General features: G+C 64.9%; 16 protein-coding genes. 8 read left to right on the top strand and 8 right to left on the bottom strand.

Annotated elements, in window-relative coordinates; genetic code table 11:
• Positions 1-5: 5 nt before the first annotated feature.
• Genes G453_RS0106965 through G453_RS0106950 form a run of 4 tightly spaced genes read left to right on the top strand, consistent with a single transcriptional unit; the run spans position 6 to position 2,325 of the window.
• On the top strand, positions 6-449 hold the full coding sequence (locus G453_RS0106965; RefSeq protein WP_027190465.1) for an NADH-quinone oxidoreductase subunit B family protein: 444 nt from the start codon (positions 6-8) through the stop codon (positions 447-449).
• 25 nt (positions 450-474) lie between these two features.
• On the top strand, positions 475-861 hold the full coding sequence (locus G453_RS0106960) for an NADH-quinone oxidoreductase subunit C (RefSeq protein WP_027190464.1): 387 nt from the start codon (positions 475-477) through the stop codon (positions 859-861).
• Positions 862-863: 2 nt separating this feature from the next.
• Entirely contained in the window at positions 864-1,937 is a 1,074-nt protein-coding gene (locus G453_RS0106955) for a hydrogenase large subunit (protein WP_027190463.1), read from the top strand.
• A gap of 13 nt (positions 1,938-1,950) precedes the next feature.
• Positions 1,951-2,325, top strand: coding sequence for a 4Fe-4S binding protein (locus tag G453_RS0106950; RefSeq protein ID WP_027190462.1), 375 nt, complete (start codon positions 1,951-1,953; stop codon positions 2,323-2,325).
• A 185-nt stretch (positions 2,326-2,510) separates the two neighbouring features.
• Here G453_RS0106950 and G453_RS26145 read toward each other — a convergent pair whose 3' ends face one another.
• From G453_RS26145 to G453_RS0106930, 4 genes are all read right to left on the bottom strand, one after another.
• The gene (locus G453_RS26145) at positions 2,511-3,362 is read right to left on the bottom strand and encodes a tetratricopeptide repeat protein (RefSeq protein WP_051271921.1); all 852 of its coding nucleotides are present in this window, start codon (positions 3,360-3,362) and stop codon (positions 2,511-2,513) included.
• Positions 3,359-4,543 (bottom strand): GNAT family N-acetyltransferase, encoded by a 1,185-nt coding sequence (locus G453_RS0106940; RefSeq protein ID WP_027190461.1) that lies wholly within the window; start codon positions 4,541-4,543, stop codon positions 3,359-3,361. Before G453_RS0106940 ends, G453_RS26145 begins: the two co-directional genes overlap by 4 nt.
• Before the next feature lie 46 nt (positions 4,544-4,589).
• Positions 4,590-4,940, bottom strand: coding sequence for a hypothetical protein (locus tag G453_RS0106935; protein ID WP_156920837.1), 351 nt, complete (start codon positions 4,938-4,940; stop codon positions 4,590-4,592).
• A gap of 148 nt (positions 4,941-5,088) precedes the next feature.
• Positions 5,089-6,351: an EAL and HDOD domain-containing protein gene (locus G453_RS0106930; RefSeq protein WP_043644735.1), complete on the bottom strand. Its 1,263-nt coding sequence runs from the start codon at positions 6,349-6,351 to the stop codon at positions 5,089-5,091.
• Positions 6,352-6,509: 158 nt separating this feature from the next.
• On the opposite strand from G453_RS0106930, the gene G453_RS0106925 reads away from it, so the two are divergent.
• Complete coding sequence (locus G453_RS0106925) at positions 6,510-8,198, top strand: GspE/PulE family protein (RefSeq protein WP_027190458.1); 1,689 nt, start codon at positions 6,510-6,512, stop codon at positions 8,196-8,198.
• 16 nt (positions 8,199-8,214) lie between these two features.
• Here G453_RS0106925 and G453_RS26140 read toward each other — a convergent pair whose 3' ends face one another.
• The 4 genes from G453_RS26140 to G453_RS0106905 all read right to left on the bottom strand — a co-directional run bounded on the left by G453_RS26140 (position 8,215) and on the right by G453_RS0106905 (position 12,722).
• Positions 8,215-9,831, bottom strand: a complete 1,617-nt coding sequence (locus G453_RS26140; protein ID WP_051271919.1) for an AlbA family DNA-binding domain-containing protein — start codon at positions 9,829-9,831, stop codon at positions 8,215-8,217.
• A 41-nt stretch (positions 9,832-9,872) separates the two neighbouring features.
• The gene (locus tag G453_RS0106915; RefSeq protein WP_027190457.1) at positions 9,873-10,322 is read right to left on the bottom strand and encodes a hypothetical protein; all 450 of its coding nucleotides are present in this window, start codon (positions 10,320-10,322) and stop codon (positions 9,873-9,875) included.
• Entirely contained in the window at positions 10,319-11,506 is a 1,188-nt protein-coding gene (locus tag G453_RS0106910) for a type IV pilus twitching motility protein PilT (RefSeq protein WP_027190456.1), read from the bottom strand. The genes G453_RS0106915 and G453_RS0106910 overlap by 4 nt, the downstream gene beginning before the upstream one ends.
• 136 nt (positions 11,507-11,642) lie before the next feature.
• Entirely contained in the window at positions 11,643-12,722 is a 1,080-nt protein-coding gene (locus G453_RS0106905; protein ID WP_027190455.1) for a type IV pilus twitching motility protein PilT, read from the bottom strand.
• A 425-nt stretch (positions 12,723-13,147) separates the two neighbouring features.
• On the opposite strand from G453_RS0106905, the gene G453_RS22840 reads away from it, so the two are divergent.
• From G453_RS22840 to G453_RS0106890, 3 genes are read left to right on the top strand one after another with little or no spacing between them, the layout of a single operon-like run.
• The gene (locus G453_RS22840) at positions 13,148-15,367 is read left to right on the top strand and encodes a type IV pilus biogenesis protein PilM (RefSeq protein WP_156920836.1); all 2,220 of its coding nucleotides are present in this window, start codon (positions 13,148-13,150) and stop codon (positions 15,365-15,367) included.
• Positions 15,368-15,910, top strand: a complete 543-nt coding sequence (locus G453_RS0106895) for a hypothetical protein (RefSeq protein ID WP_027190454.1) — start codon at positions 15,368-15,370, stop codon at positions 15,908-15,910.
• Positions 15,911-15,912: 2 nt separating this feature from the next.
• Positions 15,913-16,404, top strand: coding sequence for a hypothetical protein (locus tag G453_RS0106890; RefSeq protein WP_027190453.1), 492 nt, complete (start codon positions 15,913-15,915; stop codon positions 16,402-16,404).
• Positions 16,405-16,411: the final 7 nt, after the last annotated feature.

Raw genomic sequence — 16,411 nt, 5'->3', positions numbered from 1 at the left:
TGGGCATGCTCAAAGACTGGATCAACAAGGGAAGGCTCAAATCCCCTTGGATAGTCCACTTCGACTGCGGGTCCTGCAACGGCTGCGACATTGAGGTTCTGGCCTGCCTGACCCCCGTCTACGACGTCGAACGCTTCGGCATCATCAACATCGGCGACCCCAAGCACGCCGACGTGCTGCTGGTCACCGGAACGGTGAACCACCGCAACAAGCACGTTTTGAAAAACATCTACGACCAGATGCCCTCGCCCAAGGCGGTCATCGCCATGGGAGCCTGCGGCCTGTCCGGCGGCGTGTTCCGCGAGGCCTACAACGTGGTGGGCGGCGTGGACAAGGTCATCCCCGTGGACGTCTACGTGCGCGGATGCCCGCCCAAGCCCGAGGCCATGATCGATGGCGTCGTGATGGCTCTGGGCAAGGTCAAGGCCGCGCTCGAAGCCGCCGGTTAACAGAAACCTCAGCGAGGTATCCCATATGTTTGACAATGAGCAGGCCGTCACGGTGGACTCCCTGATCCCCGAGTGCCAGAAACGCTACGACCAGGGCCTGCGCCTGGTGGGCGTCACCGCAGTGGAGATCAAGAAGGACGACACCTTCGACGTGCTCTACCACTTCGACAAGGATCTCGAACTCTCGCACCTTCGCCTGAACGTGCCCACCACGGCCCCCGTGCCCTCGGTTTCGGGCGTGTACTTCCCGGCGCTCCTGTACGAGAACGAGATCAAGGACCAGTTCGGCGTGAACTTCCAGAACATCCTGATCGACTTCGGCTGCACCCTGTACCTTGAGCCGGAAGTGGTGAAGAGCCCGTTCTGCACCTTCACCTTTGCCAAGAAAGAAAAAGGCAAAGAGGAGGCCTAGACATGCGTACCATTCTTCCTTTCGGCCCCCAGCACCCGGTGCTGCCCGAGCCCATCCACCTGAAACTGGTGGTTGAAGACGAAAAGGTCGTCGAGGCCCTCCCCAACCTGGGCTACGTCCACCGTGGCCTGGAGAAGCTGACCGACATCCGCGACTACAACCAGATGGTGAACATCGTTGAGCGCGTGTGCGGCATCTGCTCCTGCATCCACTCCCTGAACTACTGCGAAGCCATGGAAGAGATGCTGAAGATCGAAGTTCCCCAGCGCGCGCACTTCCTGCGCGTGATGTGGGGCGAGATCCACCGCATCCACTCCCACCTGCTGTGGCTGGGCCTCTTCGCCGACGGTTTCGGCTTCGAGTCCCTGTTCATGCAGTTCTGGCGCATCCGCGAGCGCGCCATGGACCTCATGGAAGCCACCGCAGGCAACCGCGTGGTCATCTCCACCAACATCGTGGGCGGCGTCCGCAAGGACATCACCCCCGACATGAAGACCTGGATCCTCTCCGAGATCGACAAGACCGAGACCGAGGTCCGCGCCCTGGAGAAGACCATCCTGGAAGACTACACCGTGAAGCAGCGCTGCTGCGGCAAGGGCGTGCTCACCAAGGAACAGGCCCACATGCTGGGCGCGGTCGGCCCCATGCTGCGCGGCTCCGGCTGGGCGCAGGACGCCCGCCAGACCGGCTACGCCGCCTACGGCCAGCTCGATTTCGAGCCCGTGGTGGAATACGACGGCGACTCCTACGCGCGCAGCAAGGTGCGCTTCCGCGAAGTCTACGCCTCCTGCGACTTGGTTCGCCAGGCCCTGGCCAAGATGCCCGAGGGCGAGATCAGCACCAAGGTCAAGGGCAAGCCCGAGGGCGAAGTCTGGCGTCGCGTGGAACAGCCGCGCGGCGAACTGTATTACTACCTGAAGGGCAACGGGTCCAAGAACCTGGACCGCGTGCGCATCCGCACTCCAACATTCGCCAACATCCCGCCCCTGCTGGCCATGTTGCCTGGCTGCGAGCTGGCGGACGTCCCCGTCATCGTGCTGTCCATCGACCCGTGCATTTCCTGCACGGAGCGTTAAGAGGAGCCGCCACATGTTCGAGATGACCAAAAACGTCTTGCAAAACCTGATGGGGAAAAGCTCCACCAGGCTCTATCCCTTCACCAAGCGCGAGACCTTCGAGCGCTTCCGGGGGACTCTGGACATCAACGTCGACGAGTGCATCTTCTGCGGCACCTGCGCCAAGAAGTGCCCCAGCCAGTGCATCGAGGTGGACATCAAGGGCCGCACCTGGACCTGCGATTCCTTCGCCTGCGTGTACTGCTCCAACTGCGTCGAGGCCTGCCCGGTGCAGTGCATGTTCATGACTCCGGTCACCAAGCCGCCCGCAGGCGAAAAGGACGTGATCTTCTACAAGGGCAAGCCCAAGGAGCCCAAGGAGAAGAAAGCCAAGGCCGCCAAGGAGTAGCACTCGCGGCTGAAGCTACGTTCGCTGAATGACAACAAACGCCGACCCGGCATGCCGGGTCGGCGTTTTCAATTAGTTCATGCGCAGTCTTTGCGGCGGATGGCACGACCGGGCCGAAAGCCACCTCTCCAGGATGGGAACGCATCCATGATTCGAGCCAGACCAGTCACGCGGGAACGGCGGGGCTATTTCGGCAATCCGCGCAGCCTCTCCAGAATCCCGGCGTTGCCGGGCTCGTAGCTGAGGGCTGCGCGCCACACGCGCAGGGCCTCGTCCTTTCTCCCCTCGGACAGGGCGCGGTCTCCCTGGCGTCCCAGCACGGCCACCAGGGCAAATCGGGCCTGGGACTCGGACGGGTCCAGCTCCAGGGCCTGCCTCCAGGCGTTCAGGGCCAGGCTCTCGAAGCCCAGGCGCTCGTACACCTCCCCGGCCAGCACCAGTGTCCGCACGCCGCGCGGATTTATCTCCAGCGAGCGTTCCAGCTCCATGCGGGCGTTCACCAGCAGGTGGAGCCTCATGAACGTTTCCCCCAGGGCCATGTGCAGCTCCGCGTCCTGCGACGCTCCGGCCTGGGCCTTGGCCAGAAGCGGCCTCGCGCCAGCGTCGTCGCCCTGGGCCAGTCGGCAGGAAGCCAGCCCGAGCTGCGCCCAGGCGTTATCCGGGTCCACGCCAAGGGTGCGCCGGAAGGCGTTCTCGGCGGAAGCCGGCATCCCCTGCGCCAGTTGCACATATCCAAGCCAATTGAGGGCGAGAAGGTTCTTCGGCTCCCGGCCCAGCACCTGCGCAAGCCCGGCTTCGGCGGCCTTCAGATCCCCCGAGGCCGCATCCACCTGGGCCAGCCGGATGAGCGCGAAGGCGTCGCCCGGCTGGAGGCGCAGAGCGTCCTGCAAGGAACGGCGCGCAGCCTCCAGGTTGCCCTTGGCCTGCCACTCCTGCGCGGTGAACAGATGGTCCGTGACGCTCTCCTGGGCCAGGGCGGAAGGCGCATAGGCAAGCATGGCAGCCAGGACAACACAAAGACCCATACGGCGCATCATGGACGCTCTCCTTTCCTGAAGGCGCACAGGTCCTGAAGCTCCTGGACGTGCTCGCGGGTGAGCGCGTTGATCTCGGGGATGTGGCGTTCGAACACGTGAGCCAGGAGGGGATGCGCGAAGCGGTGCAGGCTGCGGGTGACGCGGGAGTTGAACCCCCGGCGGGGCTTGTGCTCGCCGCCCATGCCGGGGTCGAAGCTGCGAAACCCGCGTTCGATGGCCCAGGCGATGGGCGCGTAGTAGCACAGCTCGAAATGCAGGAAGGGTATCTCCAGCGCGGCCCCGGAGTAGCGCCCGTACAGCTCGCCCTGGCCGTGGACCAGTAGGGACAGCCCCACGGGCTCCTCGCGCCCCTCCATGTGGCCTACGGCAAAAGCCACATGTTCCCGGAACACGTCCGCCAGCCCCTGGAAGAACGAGAGCGGCAGGTACTTGCAGCCCCACTCCCCGAATTTGGAGCAGGTATCGGCGTAGTAGTGGTGCATGAGCTCGAACCAGGAGTCCGGCGCGTCCTGCCCGTCCACGATCTCCACGCGCACCCCGGATTCGCGCAGGGCGCGGCGCTCACGTCGGATGTTCTTGCGCTGACCGGCCCTGAACACCTCCAGGAAATCCTCGAAGCTCCGGTAACCAGGGTTCTCCCAGATGAAGCCCTGGTGCTCCCAGGCCGTGAGGCCGAGCGATTCCAGGTCGTCCGCGAAGTCGTCCTGCGCGAAGAGCACGTGCATCCCGGAGAGCTCATTGGCCTCCATCAGGTGCTCCATGCCCTCCAGCACCGCCCCGGCAATGCCGCGCGGCGAGAACCCCGGCGCGTTGAGGAACCGGTATCCGGCCACCGGCGTGAACGGGCTCACGGCCACCAGCTTGGGGTAATACGGCAGGTTCAGGCGCTGGGCCACGTCCGCCCAGAGCTGGTCGTAGACGAACTCGCCCTGGCCGTGCCCCTTCACATACAAGGGCGCGGCCGCCACCAGCCGGTCCGAGGCGCGCAGCACGCAGTGGGCGGGCATCCAGCCTGTCTCGGCGCTGACCGCCCCGCAGGACTCCAGCAGGTTGAGCCACTCCCAGCGCATGAACGCGGGAGCGCCCGCCGCCAGACGGTTCCATTCCTGCCGGTCCAGGTGGCCCATGGAGGGCGCGAAGGAGACGGCGAGCGCCAGATCGGCCTGATTTGGTTGGGTCATGGGGATTGGACCGGGGCGACAAATGCCCCGGCCCCATGCGACGTCATTACTTGATGTTGGCCCAGGCCTCGCCGTTCTTCAGAAAGAGTTCGATCTCCACGGCCTTGCAGATGTCCACGTCCTTGATGGTGTAACCCAGCTTGTCGACCACCACGTAGCGCAGGTCCCACATGCAGTTGCCCTGGTCGTGCGGCACGGCGATGTCGATCTTCTTGCCGGGGTGGAGCTTGTACTTGTCCAGGAGGTTCGCACCCCAGTTCTTGGTTCCGGCCGGGGCCAGGCGGATCTGCTTGATCTGCTGGTCGGCGGAGTTGATGAACAGGATGCGCTTTTCGGCGGCCAGGGCCTGGCAGGCCACAGCCATAATCAGGATGAACAGGGCAAATGTCTTCCGCATGAAATCCTCCGGATTGAGTGTCGTGTCGAATCGGGTACGCATGCCGGGTGTCGAGTTCCTGAAAACCATGGACATGTTTTTCAGGAGAAAAATCACCTGCTCTCCCTGGACGCCAGCGCAGTCGCAGGGCAGGCCTCGGCGACCTCCGCTATACCGGCGCGCCGGGCTGCTCGTACAGGGCCTTGGCCCACACCAGGGCCTCGCAGTAGGAGCTGGCCACCTTGATGGGGTCCAGATGCAGGGTGCGGGTCAGCTCATCCAGGCGAGCCCAGTCGCCGGTCTCGAAACATTTGGCCACCTCCAGCCAGTCGCTGTAGATGTTGCGCTCCCCGCACAGCGCGGCCATGACCTCCTCCTCCAGGGGCAACGATTCCACCAACTCGCGCATGGGGGTGTCCAGCATGGGCTCGAGCAGCGAGAAAAGGCCCATGAGGAACAGCGTGTCCGGGGCGACGTCGCGCGAGTCGTGGTTGGCGCTGGCGCGCTCCAGGAACTTGGCCCGGATGGAGGAGAGATACGGCAGCTCCGAGGTCTTGTCCGAGGGCATCACGTCCGAAAGAAGCACCAGCCACAGCCAGCTCTTGATCTGCTGCCAGCCGAGCATCAGGATGGCGTGGCGGATGGAGCTGACCTTGTAGCGCAGGCCGAACGCCAGGGAGTTGATGAAGGTCAGCAGCCTGAAGCTGATGGACACGTCGGACTCGATGTTTCGCGTCAGCTCCTCCAGGTCCATGTCGCCCTTTTCCAGGGTGCGGTAGATGTTCAGGCGCGTGATCTTGTTGGAGGGAAGCTTCCTGCCGGGTACGATGACCGGTTTCTCGAAGAAGAACCCCTGAAACAGGTGAAACCCGAGCTTTTTGGTGAGCTGGAAGTGCGAATCGTCCTCCACCCGCTTGGCGGCCAGCAGGCAGTTGCAGCCGGAGAGTTCATCCAGCATGGACTTCAGCTGGGCCTCATCCTTTTCCAGCACGTCTACGAACACGATGTCGGCCAGGTCCACCAGCTTCCTGTCGCACTCGCCGGGCAGGAAGTGGTTAAGCGCCAGGGTGTAGCCCTGCTGCTTGACCCGCCTGAGCGCGGCCTCGAAGTCGGGCTCGAGCACCTGCAGCGGTTCAAGCTCCACCACGGTGGTGCGCGGCGGCAGCGTGGAGGGCACGTCGGACAGGATCGATTCGCGCGAGAAGTGGATGCAGATCTTCTTGCCGACCTGGTCGGGCTCCGGCGAGGCGAGCAACGCCGTGGAAATGACCGAGAGGGTGGCCACGTCCTTGTCCGAAAAGTTGGCGGACTTCTCCAGCGGGCTCTTCCGGTAGAGCAGTTCATAGCCGAAGACGCGCTTGTCCGCGTCGAATATGGGCTGTCTTGCGAAAAAAGTGTCTACGTAATTTTGCGGGGCGCCGTCCATGGACATCAGTGCGTCTTCCTGCTGGAGTGGTATGTGTCTTCCCATCTCCTACCCCACCTGACGCCCCCTGTCCATTTTCCCAGCGCCTCGGGCGGAATACGTGGACAGCCCGCCGGGGGCGCGGTATATGGAGCCATATCCAACATTTCGGGGTTTTTTCCAGGATGAAGGCGCTCCACGAAAAACTAGTCGATTCCGGGCTGGTCACCAAGAACGAGGTGGACCAGGTCCGCCAGATTCAGCGCAAGTCCGGCTGGAAGATCGTCGAGTACCTCATGCACCAGGGGCGCTTGAACGAGAACGAGCTGATCGACTTCATCAGCCGCGAACTCAAGATCGACAAGTACTCCGCCGAAAAATACCCCCTGGACAAGACCCTCAAGGAAGTCCTGCCCGAGGACATGGCCCGCAAGCTGGACCTGGTGCCGGTAAGGACCGAGCGCAACGTCCTCTACGTCGCCACCGCCGACCCCGAGTCCATCAACCGCCTGGACCAGGTGGAGCGCGTGGCCATGCTGGAGGTGGAACCCATCTTCTGCACCAAGGCCGAGCTCGAGGAGCTGATGGCCGGGCAGTACGGGGTGCAGTCCCACCTTGGGGACATGCTGGGCATCATAGACGAGCTCACGGTGCAATCCGGCGATGACGCCGAGGAGGGGGCGGAACTGGCCGGCGCGCTGCAAAGCGCCGTGCAGGAAGCCCCGGTGGTGCGGCTGGTGAACCAGATACTGGCCCAGGCCGTGCGCGAACGCGCCTCCGACATCCACCTCTCCCCCATGACCAACACCATCCAGATGCGTTACCGCATCGACGGCGAGCTGCGCGAATTCCCAACGCCCCCCAAGTCCGTGTTTTTGACCGTGCTCTCGCGCCTGAAGCTTCTGGCCAACATGGACATCACCGTGGCCCGCATCCCCCAGGACGGGCGCTTCTCCTTCGTGCTGGACGGCAAGGAGGTGAACGTGCGCGCCTCCACCCTGCCCACCATCCACGGCGAGAACCTGGTGCTGCGCCTGCTCATGCGCTCCTCGCGCGGCAGCGGCCTGGACGAGCTGGGCGTGAGCGAGGACGACCGGCGAAAGCTCCAGAAAGGCATGGACCGCCCCTTCGGCATGATCCTGGCCACCGGCCCCACCGGTTCGGGCAAGACCACCCTTCTGTACGCAGTGCTTCGCCAGTTGGACCAGCCCGGGGTGAACATCATCACCCTGGAAGACCCGGTGGAGTACCGCATCGAGACCATCCGGCAGGTGCAGCTGAACGCCCGCGCGGGCATGACCTTCGCCTCCGGCCTTCGCGCCATCCTGCGCCAGGACCCGGACATCATCATGGTGGGCGAAATCCGCGACGGCGAGACCGCAGGCATTGCGGTGCAGTCCGCGCTCACCGGCCACCAGGTGCTCTCCACGGTGCACACCAACTCGGCCTGCCAGGCCCTCACACGCCTGATGGAGATGGGCATAGAGCCCTTCCTCGTGGCCTCCACCCTGGCCGTGGTGGTAGGCCAGCGCCTCGTGCGGCGCATCTGCCCCAAGTGCAAGGAGGCGTATACGCCGCCCAAGGAGCTGGTGTCGCTCTTTGAAATGCAGCACCTGCGCGACGTGGTGTTCATGCGCGGCAAGGGCTGCCCGGACTGCGGCGGACTCGGCTATTCGGGACGCGTTGGCGTGTATGAGGTGCTCTACGTGGACGATCTGGTGCAGGACATGATCCTGAGGCAGGCCTCGGCCCGCGAGATCGAGCAGGCCGCCGTCGAAGCCGGGACGTTCTCGACGCTCAAGATGGACGCCCTGTCGAAAGTGGTGGCAGGCCACACCACCATCGAGGAAGCGGCGACCATCGCGTTCATGTAGCGCCGCGCCTTCGCGCTTAGCCCGTCACGCCTTTGCCCGTCACCCGGCGCATGAACTCCGAGAGGCTCAGTTTGCGGCTGGACGGCCCGGCCCGCACGTAGAACTCCTCGTCCTTTCCGCCTTTCAGGATGACCGGCTCGCTTGAACGGAAGCACTCCGCCAGCAGGATCTTGCGTCCATCGAAGGCCCGCACCGCGAAGATCATGCTGGACAGATGCTCCACGCCCACGTGCTGGGCGAAGATCGAGGTGAAGTGGCGCAACACGTGGTCGTCGTTCTCGAAGCCGTCCGTGTCCAGGCCCAGGGCTCGGCCCTCGTCGTCCACGCCCACCACCAGCACGCCGCCGTCGGTGTTCATGAACGCGGTCAGGGTTTTCAGCACCGCAAGTTCGATCTCCTTGCCCGGCTTGCCCGCAGCGAGGTTGAAACGCAGCGTCGATTTGAACTCCAGGCGCTCGCTCTCCCCCTGGCAGATCAGCTCGCGGATTTCCTTCTCCGTCTCGAAAAACGGGGCGGGATCGGCGCGGCGGCGCATCCTGGAGCGCACAGCCAGCCAGGAGAGAAGCCCCACCGCCACGGCAAGGCCTGCCCCGGCCAGCAGCAGGTTGCGCCCCCCGGTAAAGAGTTGCCCGAAGAGAGCCTCGCGAGAGAGCGCCAGCCCCACGAAGGTGCGGCTTCCCTCTCCGGCCAGCGGCTGCACCGACGCCCACCAGGAATCTCCCCCGGCCTGGAAGGAGAAGGCGTCCGAGGCGGGCTTGCCAGCGGCGAGCCAGGCCCGGACTGCCTCGGCGCGGGCCGGGTCGGTGTCCATGGAATACGGGACTATGGCGGGGGCTGCTTGCACGGCCACGGCGCTCCCGGCTCCGCTGTCCGCCACACCGGCCCCGGAGGAAGCCGACGGGCCGGGCTGCGCTTTTACGGGCGCTGTCGGATCGAGCACGTGGCCGTCCGGGGTGCAGATGAGTATGCGCGCCCCTTCGGGAGAATCCAGGGTCAGAGAGCGCCAGATGTCTTCCAGCCCGAAGCTGAAGGCCAGGGTCTTCGGGGAGTCCCAGTCCGTACCGGACACGACCAGGGCGGTGATGGAAGCCGTGCCCACGCCGGGTACGGGGTGGGCGTTGGTCCAGGCGGGCCAGTCGCCCATGTGGTTCGCCGCTGCGTCCGCGAGAATGCGTCCCATGGCCTGGAGCGCATCCGCCGACACCTGCGCATCCCCGGCCGGAGCCATGTTCGCATCCAGCCGGGTCCATTTTCCGGAATCCCCGGCCTGACCCGTACGGGAAAAAAGCAGGAAGCCGTTCGGCGCGCGGCAGGCCATGGCCACCACGCCCGAAGCGTCCGACACCGTGGCGGCGGACAGGCCCTTCTCCTCAGCCAGCACCGAGAGCACCAGAAGCCCCGGAGCGGCCTCGTCCTGGCTGGCAGACTGGGAAAGGAGGCGCGCGGTCAGGTTCAGGCTGGAGAGCGGCGGCGAGATCAGCATGTGCAGGCGGTCGCGCGCGGCGCGTCCTTCCGTCATCACGGCCTGCCCGTACAGGCTGCGGGAGATCCTGCCGTACTCGAAGGTGACGATCCCCGCAGCCAGGGAGATGAGGACTATGATGGATACAAGAATGGAGCGGGACGGATGCACGATACCTACCCGGAATGGATTTTACTGCGCGTCCCGCCCTGTTACGCGCCCCGGGCTGCCTCCGCAAGCCGCCAGGGTTCGCGCATGCCGTCCTGGCGCTTGAGTGCCTCGGCCAGAAGCTCGGCGCACCGGGGGGCGTCGGCCTGGGCCAGGGTCCAGTCCGCGCCGGATACGAAGGCCGCCCACGCGTCCAGGCTGGGCGCTGTCCCAACCACGAAGAGCGCCGCCTCCCGGCGTCTGAGGCCGGGCCGGGCGTGCATCTCCGCCAGGGGTTCGCGCATGGCCTCACCCAGCACCACGGCGTCCACCGCGTTCAGGCGAAGCCTGGCAGCCGCGCGCGCCGGGTCAGGCTCGTCCATCAGGTAATAGCCAAGCTCCTTGAAAAAGGCGGCTGCGCCAGTGCGCCAGGGGCCGTCCTCCAGGCACAGGAGAGCGGCCTTCATGCCGTAGGGGATCATGTCCGGTTCGATGGTGCTTTCCGGCTGGCTCACAGGTCGTCCTCCTCGTCGGACTTTTTGACCGAGGCGTTGTAGTCCAGGTCCAGCTTCAAGGCCCCCAGGTCCGAGACCTTCTCCCCCCGCGACAGGCGCACCTGATCGATGTTCAGGGTCAGCTTGGCGCGGTCCGTGGCGTTGGCCAGGGCGGTGTCGCGCTCGATGAGGTTCTTCTCGTACAGGGCCAGCAGGTACTGGTCGAAGGTGAACATGCCGTAGGTGGAGCCGGACTCCACCGCCCCGTAGTAGGTCTTCTCGCCGGATTCGCCGCTCTGGATGATCTCGCGGATCTGAAGGTTGTTGCGCAGGATCTCGAACGCGGCCACGCGCCCGCCGCCCACCCGGCTCATGAGCCGCTGGGACACCACGTACTTGAGGCTCGCGCCCAGGCGCTGGCGGATGAGCTGCTCTTCGCTTGCCTCGAACATGCCGATGACGCGGTTGATGGTCTGGCCGGTGTCCGAGGTGTGCAGGGTTCCCAGCACCAGGTGGCCGGTCTCGGCGGCCTGGAGGGCGATCTCCACGGTTTCGCGGTCTCGCATTTCGCCCACCAGGATGATCTTGGGGGCCTGGCGCAGGGCGGCGCGAAGCCCGGAGGCGAAGGTGTCGAAGTCCTGGCCCAGCTCGCGCTGGTTCACGGTGCCGCGCTTGTGGGGGTGGACGTACTCCACCGGGTCTTCCAGGGTGACGATGTGCACGGCCTTGGTGGCGTTGATCTCGTCGATGAGCGCTGCCAGCGAGGTGGACTTGCCGGTGCCGGTCGCGCCGGTCACCAGGATCAGGCCGAATTTCTCCTTGGCCATGACCCCGAACGGGGCCGGAAGCCCGAGCTGCGCCATGCTGGGGGCCTGGGCCGAGAGCTGCCGGAGCACCAGGGCCAGGTTGCCGCGCTGCCAGAAGATGTTCACGCGGAAACGGATCTTGTTGGGGTGCTCGTAGGACAGGTCGCAGGAGCCGCGCTCCATCAGGTCGCGGTACAGACGGGGGCTGCGGCCCATGAGCACCTGGGCCATGGCCTCGGTCTGGCGGGCCAGGAGCGGCCCGAGCGGCAGGTCCAGGTCGCGCAGCTCGCCGTGCAGTTCGGCCTGCACCCGCTTGCCCACGGTGAACAGCGTGTCCGAGAGCGACGGGGCCTGGGCCAGGGCCAACCCCATCAGGTGGTCAAAATGAGACCTGAGCATCGTGCCTATCCTCTAGCGTGGCGTTCTCAAAACACGTTCATACAATTTAAGAACTCGAACCAAGAGAACCAGTTATTTTGTTGTTGAAAAACATGTTCATGTTTTTCAACAACGCGACTCTGATCCGTGGCCGGATTCAGTCGTCTATCCCGCTTGGCGGCTGGGGCAAAAGGTCCTTGAAACGCGTCTTCTGGATGGCCTTGTTGTAGGCGTCTTCTGCGGTGATCTTGCGCGCGTCGTAGAGCTCCATGATGGCGTCGTCCAGGGTCTGCATGCCGTGGTTCTTGCCGGTCTCGATGACGGAGTTGATCTGGAAGGTGCGCTTCTCGCGGATGAGGTTGCGCACTGCGGGCAGGGCCACCAGGATTTCCAGGGCGGCGGCACGGCCGGGCTTGTCGGATCTGGTGAACAGCGTCTGGGCCACGATGCCGCGCAGCGACTCGGACAGGGCCGAGCGTATCTGCTCCTGCTGGTCGCCGGGGAACACCTCGATGATGCGGTCCACGGTTTTGGAGGCGCTTATCGTGTGCAGGGTGGAGAACACCAGGTGGCCGGTCTCGGCTGCCTCCAGGGCCAGGCGGATGGTCTCCAGGTCGCGCATTTCGCCCACCAGGATCACGTCCGGGTCCTCGCGCAGGGCTCCGCGCAGGGCGGAGTTGAAGCTCCTGGTGTCGCGACCCACTTCGCGCTGGTTTATCAGGCAGTTCTTGGGCTGGTGGAGAAATTCGATGGGGTCCTCGATGGTGAGGATGTGCTCCTGGCGCATGGTGTTGATGTAGTCCACCATGGCGGCCAGCGTGGTGGACTTGCCCGAGCCGGTCGGCCCCGTGACCAGCACCAGCCCCTTGGGCAGCTTGCAGAAGTCCTTGAGCACCGGAGGCATGTTCAGCTCGTCAAGCGACAGCACCTTCTCCGGGATGGTGCGGAAGGCCGCAGCAACTCCCCGGCTTTGCAGGAAGAAGTTCACGCGGTAGCGCGACACGCCAGGCACTGCGTAGGCGAAGTCCACGTCGCCGGTTTCCTCGAATTCCTTAATCTTGGGTTCCGGGGTGATCTCATAGAGGAGCTGTTTCAACTCCTCGTGTTCGAGCACCTTGAACTTCACCCGTTGCAGGATGCCGTGCAGGCGGATGATGGGCTGGGAACCGCTGGAAAGATGCAGGTCCGATGCTCCCAATTCCTGCATCATGGAAAAGAAGGCGTCGATCTGGGCCATGTGTACTCCTGGGACGGTTCTTGCGCAGGCTTATACACCATCGGCGGCGCACGTCCAATGCCGGATTGCCCTCCCGGTCCTCCCGGACGGACTCTGACCGCGTGATCCCGCCAGCGCAGCGCTCCGGGAGACAAACGTGCGTTGCGCGCTATCGCATTACCGCATCACGCGCCGCCTCCATGAACAACGCGTGCATCTCCAAAAAGTGGAGGAGCATTCCTCCCGCGTCAGTACTTTCGCGGCCTGGAAATGCATCACGCAATGGAGGCCGTCTGGAATTCGTGCAGCTTGTACAGGCTGCCCCCGGCATGCATCGCGGTGCAAAGAGCCTTTTCCAAGCGTCCGGCGAGGCAGCGCCCGGACCCCAGGCGAATCGGACAACTGCGGCGATAGAGTGAAATCACACTGCAAAAGGACGATTACTCTTGACATTTCCCATCAAATCGCCATCCATGTCCTTCAACAACAGCCAACGCACCGTGGAGCATTCGGCATTGGATACATCTCCCAAAGCATCCTCCACCGAAAAGCTCTTGGAGCTGATCCGGGGTTCGGGGAAAAAAGCCGACGGGGGGGAAACTCCCGCGCCGCAGCCGCTGCCGTCAAAAAAACGGTGGTACTCCTCCCTGTCCCTGAAAGCCCCCCGATCCCCCGGTTCCAGCGCCAAGGGCGTCCGCCTGGGCGTGAAGCTCACCGGCCAGGCCATACGCATGGTCAAGCTCACCACGGGGTCGGGCCGCTCCCGCGTGCTGGAATTCAAGACCGTCCCCATCCCCGAGCAAGGCCCGGACGCCCCTGAACTGTCCTTGGTGCTGCGCCTGGCCCTGAAGGACTTCCTGGGCAAGGCCGACGCCGACGTGTGGGCCATGGTCCCGGCGGAATCGGCGGATCTTCGCTTCATCCAGGTCCCCAAGACCGGCAAGAAGCAGCTCTCCAACGCCATCTACTGGACTGCGCGCAAGGAAGCCGCCTTCGACGACGCCGAGGTGGTCTTCGACTACGAGCTCCAGGGCGAGGTGCTGGAAAAGGGCGCGACAAGGCTCTCCGTGCTGGCCTACACCGTGAAGCGCGAAGAGTTCGAAAAGCTGCGAAACCTCTTCTTGCAGGCCGGATACCCCCTGACGGGCATCACCGTTCCCTCGGTGGCCATGCGGAACCTCCTGCGCGGCGGCTGGCTGGAGAACGCCTCCCAGACCCAGGCGGTCCTGCACCTGGGCGGGGATTTCTCGCGCCTGGAGATATTCTCCGGGGGCAAGCTCCAGTTCGTGCGGATGCTCAAGGGCGGTCTGGCGGCCATGGCCCTGACCCTGGCCGAGGCCTCCAAGGATTTCAGGCCCCACGCTCCCGCGACACCGAGCGAGCCGGAACCGACGCCTCCGTCAGCCGAAAGCCCGGACGCCCAGGCCTCCGCAGGCAAGAGCGACGTATCGTCCATGATCGTGCCGGAAGTCCCGGCCTTCTCCGCCCCGATCTCCATCGAGATCGAGTCCATGGTCCAGCCCTCCTTTGCGGGTCTGGTCCAGGAAACCCCGTCCCCATCGACCTTTCCCCAGTTCGGCAGCGCCTTCCCTCCCCTGACGCCAGAAGAGCCCAAGCCCGCCGGGCTCACCCAGGACGAAGCCCGCTCCCTGCTGGAAAACCTCGCGGACGGCCCCCAGTCCCTGCCCGAGGGACACCCAGGACGGCTTTTGTCCACGGCCGACGTGCTGGATATGCTCAAACCCTCCTGGGAGCGGCTGTTGCGACAGGTGCAGATGACCTTCTCCCACCACGCGGTCACCCTGGGCAACGAGCAGGTGTCCAGCTTGAGCCTGGGCGGCCCGCTGGGCGGCGACCCCGCGCTCCTGGACTTTTTGAGCGAAAAGCTCGGCGTGCCCTGCCGCCACCTGGACCCGCTCTCCCCGGACAACCTGGGCCGTCTGACGGTCAAGGCCCCGTCGCTCTCCCCCGGCGAACGCCAGCCCTACAATCTGGTGCTCGGCCTCACCGACTCGGAGCTCGCCGCCTGCAACCTGCTCTTCACCTTCAAGCAGAAGGAGGAGCAGGACCGCGTCTCGGACCTGAACCGCATCGTGGCCCTGGTGTGGCTGGGGGTGGCCGTGCTCATGGGCGGACTGTTCACTTGGCAGCAGACCCAGGCCTACCTGAAACGCCAGGTGATCCAAGGCCTGGAGGCCCAGTTGCGGGAATTCCAGCCCCAGGTGACCATGCCACTGCTGCTCAGCACCGGCAGCAAGGTGCGCGGCGTGGTGGACAACCTGCGCCGCTTCGGGGCGCGCAACCTGGCCGGAGCGGTTCTGCACGACGTGACCGCGCTCACGCCGGAAAACGTCAAGCTGTTCAACATCTCCATGGACCTGGGCACGCCCGAGGAGCAGCCCGTATTCAAGGGGGCGGCGGAAGCGCCCAAGGGGCCAGCCAACCCCGTCAACAAGCAGGGGCGCGTGGGCCTGGACACCCTGACACTGGAAGGCTACGTCAAGGGCGACAGCCAGATACTGGAGTCCCTGCTCTCGGCGTATCTGGTGCAGCTTCGCACCTCGCCCTTGCTGGGCGAACCTTCCGTGAGCAAGCGCTCCCTGGAAGTCACCGCCGCCGGAGAGGACGTGCTCCGGTTCACCCTATCCTGTCAGGTGAGGCGCTAGATGGCCGACCCGCGCGCCACTCCGGGCAAGCTCCCCCCGAAAACGGTCCTGTACCTGCTCATCGGGTCCGGCGTGCTGGTGCTGTTCGTGCTGCTGGGCATCATCCCCATGCAGAAGAGCCTGCACGAGCACGACCGCCAGATCGAGCAGGCCAAGTTCCACATCGAGGAGCAGAACGCCTTGCACCCCATCTACATGCGGATGCTGACTATCGCCCAGGCGGGCGGGGCCAAGGCCCCCAAGCTGCCGGAAAAGCAGAGCCTTGGGCAGAAGGCCGTGTCCGAGATCACCGACAGCCTGGCGCAGTTGATCGTGGCGACGGGGCTTGAGGCCCAGTCCGTGGTGCCGGACCCGGGTTCGCTTGGCCGGGGTTCCAAGTCGCTGGCGGTCAACATCCACGTGAAGGGTTCCCTTGAAAAGTTCAGGGTGTTTTTGGGCGAACTGGCCATGCAGCCGACCTTCGAGAACATCGAAAAGGTCCAGATCGGCCCCGGCAGCGGTCCCAGGGACTGCACCCTCACCGTGTGGCTGGCATCGGAGTAGGCATGGACGTTTCCAAGAGAGAAAAGATCCTTCTGGGAGGCATGGGCGCGGCCATCCTGGTCTCGGCCATCTACCTCATGTGGCCCGCCCCGCCGCCCGCCTCGCCGGAGATGACGCCCCAGAGGCTGGCCGATTCGCGCAAGGCCGCAGAATCCCAGTTGCAGGCCCTGGAGCGCGTCCAGCTCTCCCCGCGCGAGCTCCACGCGGTCAACAACTCCCAGCAGCCCTGGCCCAACGACCCTCTGGCCCCCAAGCCGCCCGACCCCGAAGCCGCCGTGGACCGCGACAAATTTCACTACACCGGCTTCATCAGGATCGGCGAGCGCAGCCTGGCCGTCATCAACGGGCGCGAGTACCAGGTGGGCGAACAGCTGGAGAGCGGCGGCTTCGAGGTCGTCCAGATTTCACCGGAGGCCGTGGTGCTGTCGGGCGTTGCGCGCAAGAACACCGTGCGCATCCCGTACCAGGACCCGAGCTTCTTCATTGGCCGGTAGTCACGGC

It is taken from the genome of Fundidesulfovibrio putealis DSM 16056 (assembly GCF_000429325.1).
In the GTDB taxonomy this organism is placed as follows: domain Bacteria; phylum Desulfobacterota; class Desulfovibrionia; order Desulfovibrionales; family Desulfovibrionaceae; genus Fundidesulfovibrio; species Fundidesulfovibrio putealis.
This window is presented reverse-complemented; position numbering and strand designations above follow the sequence as displayed.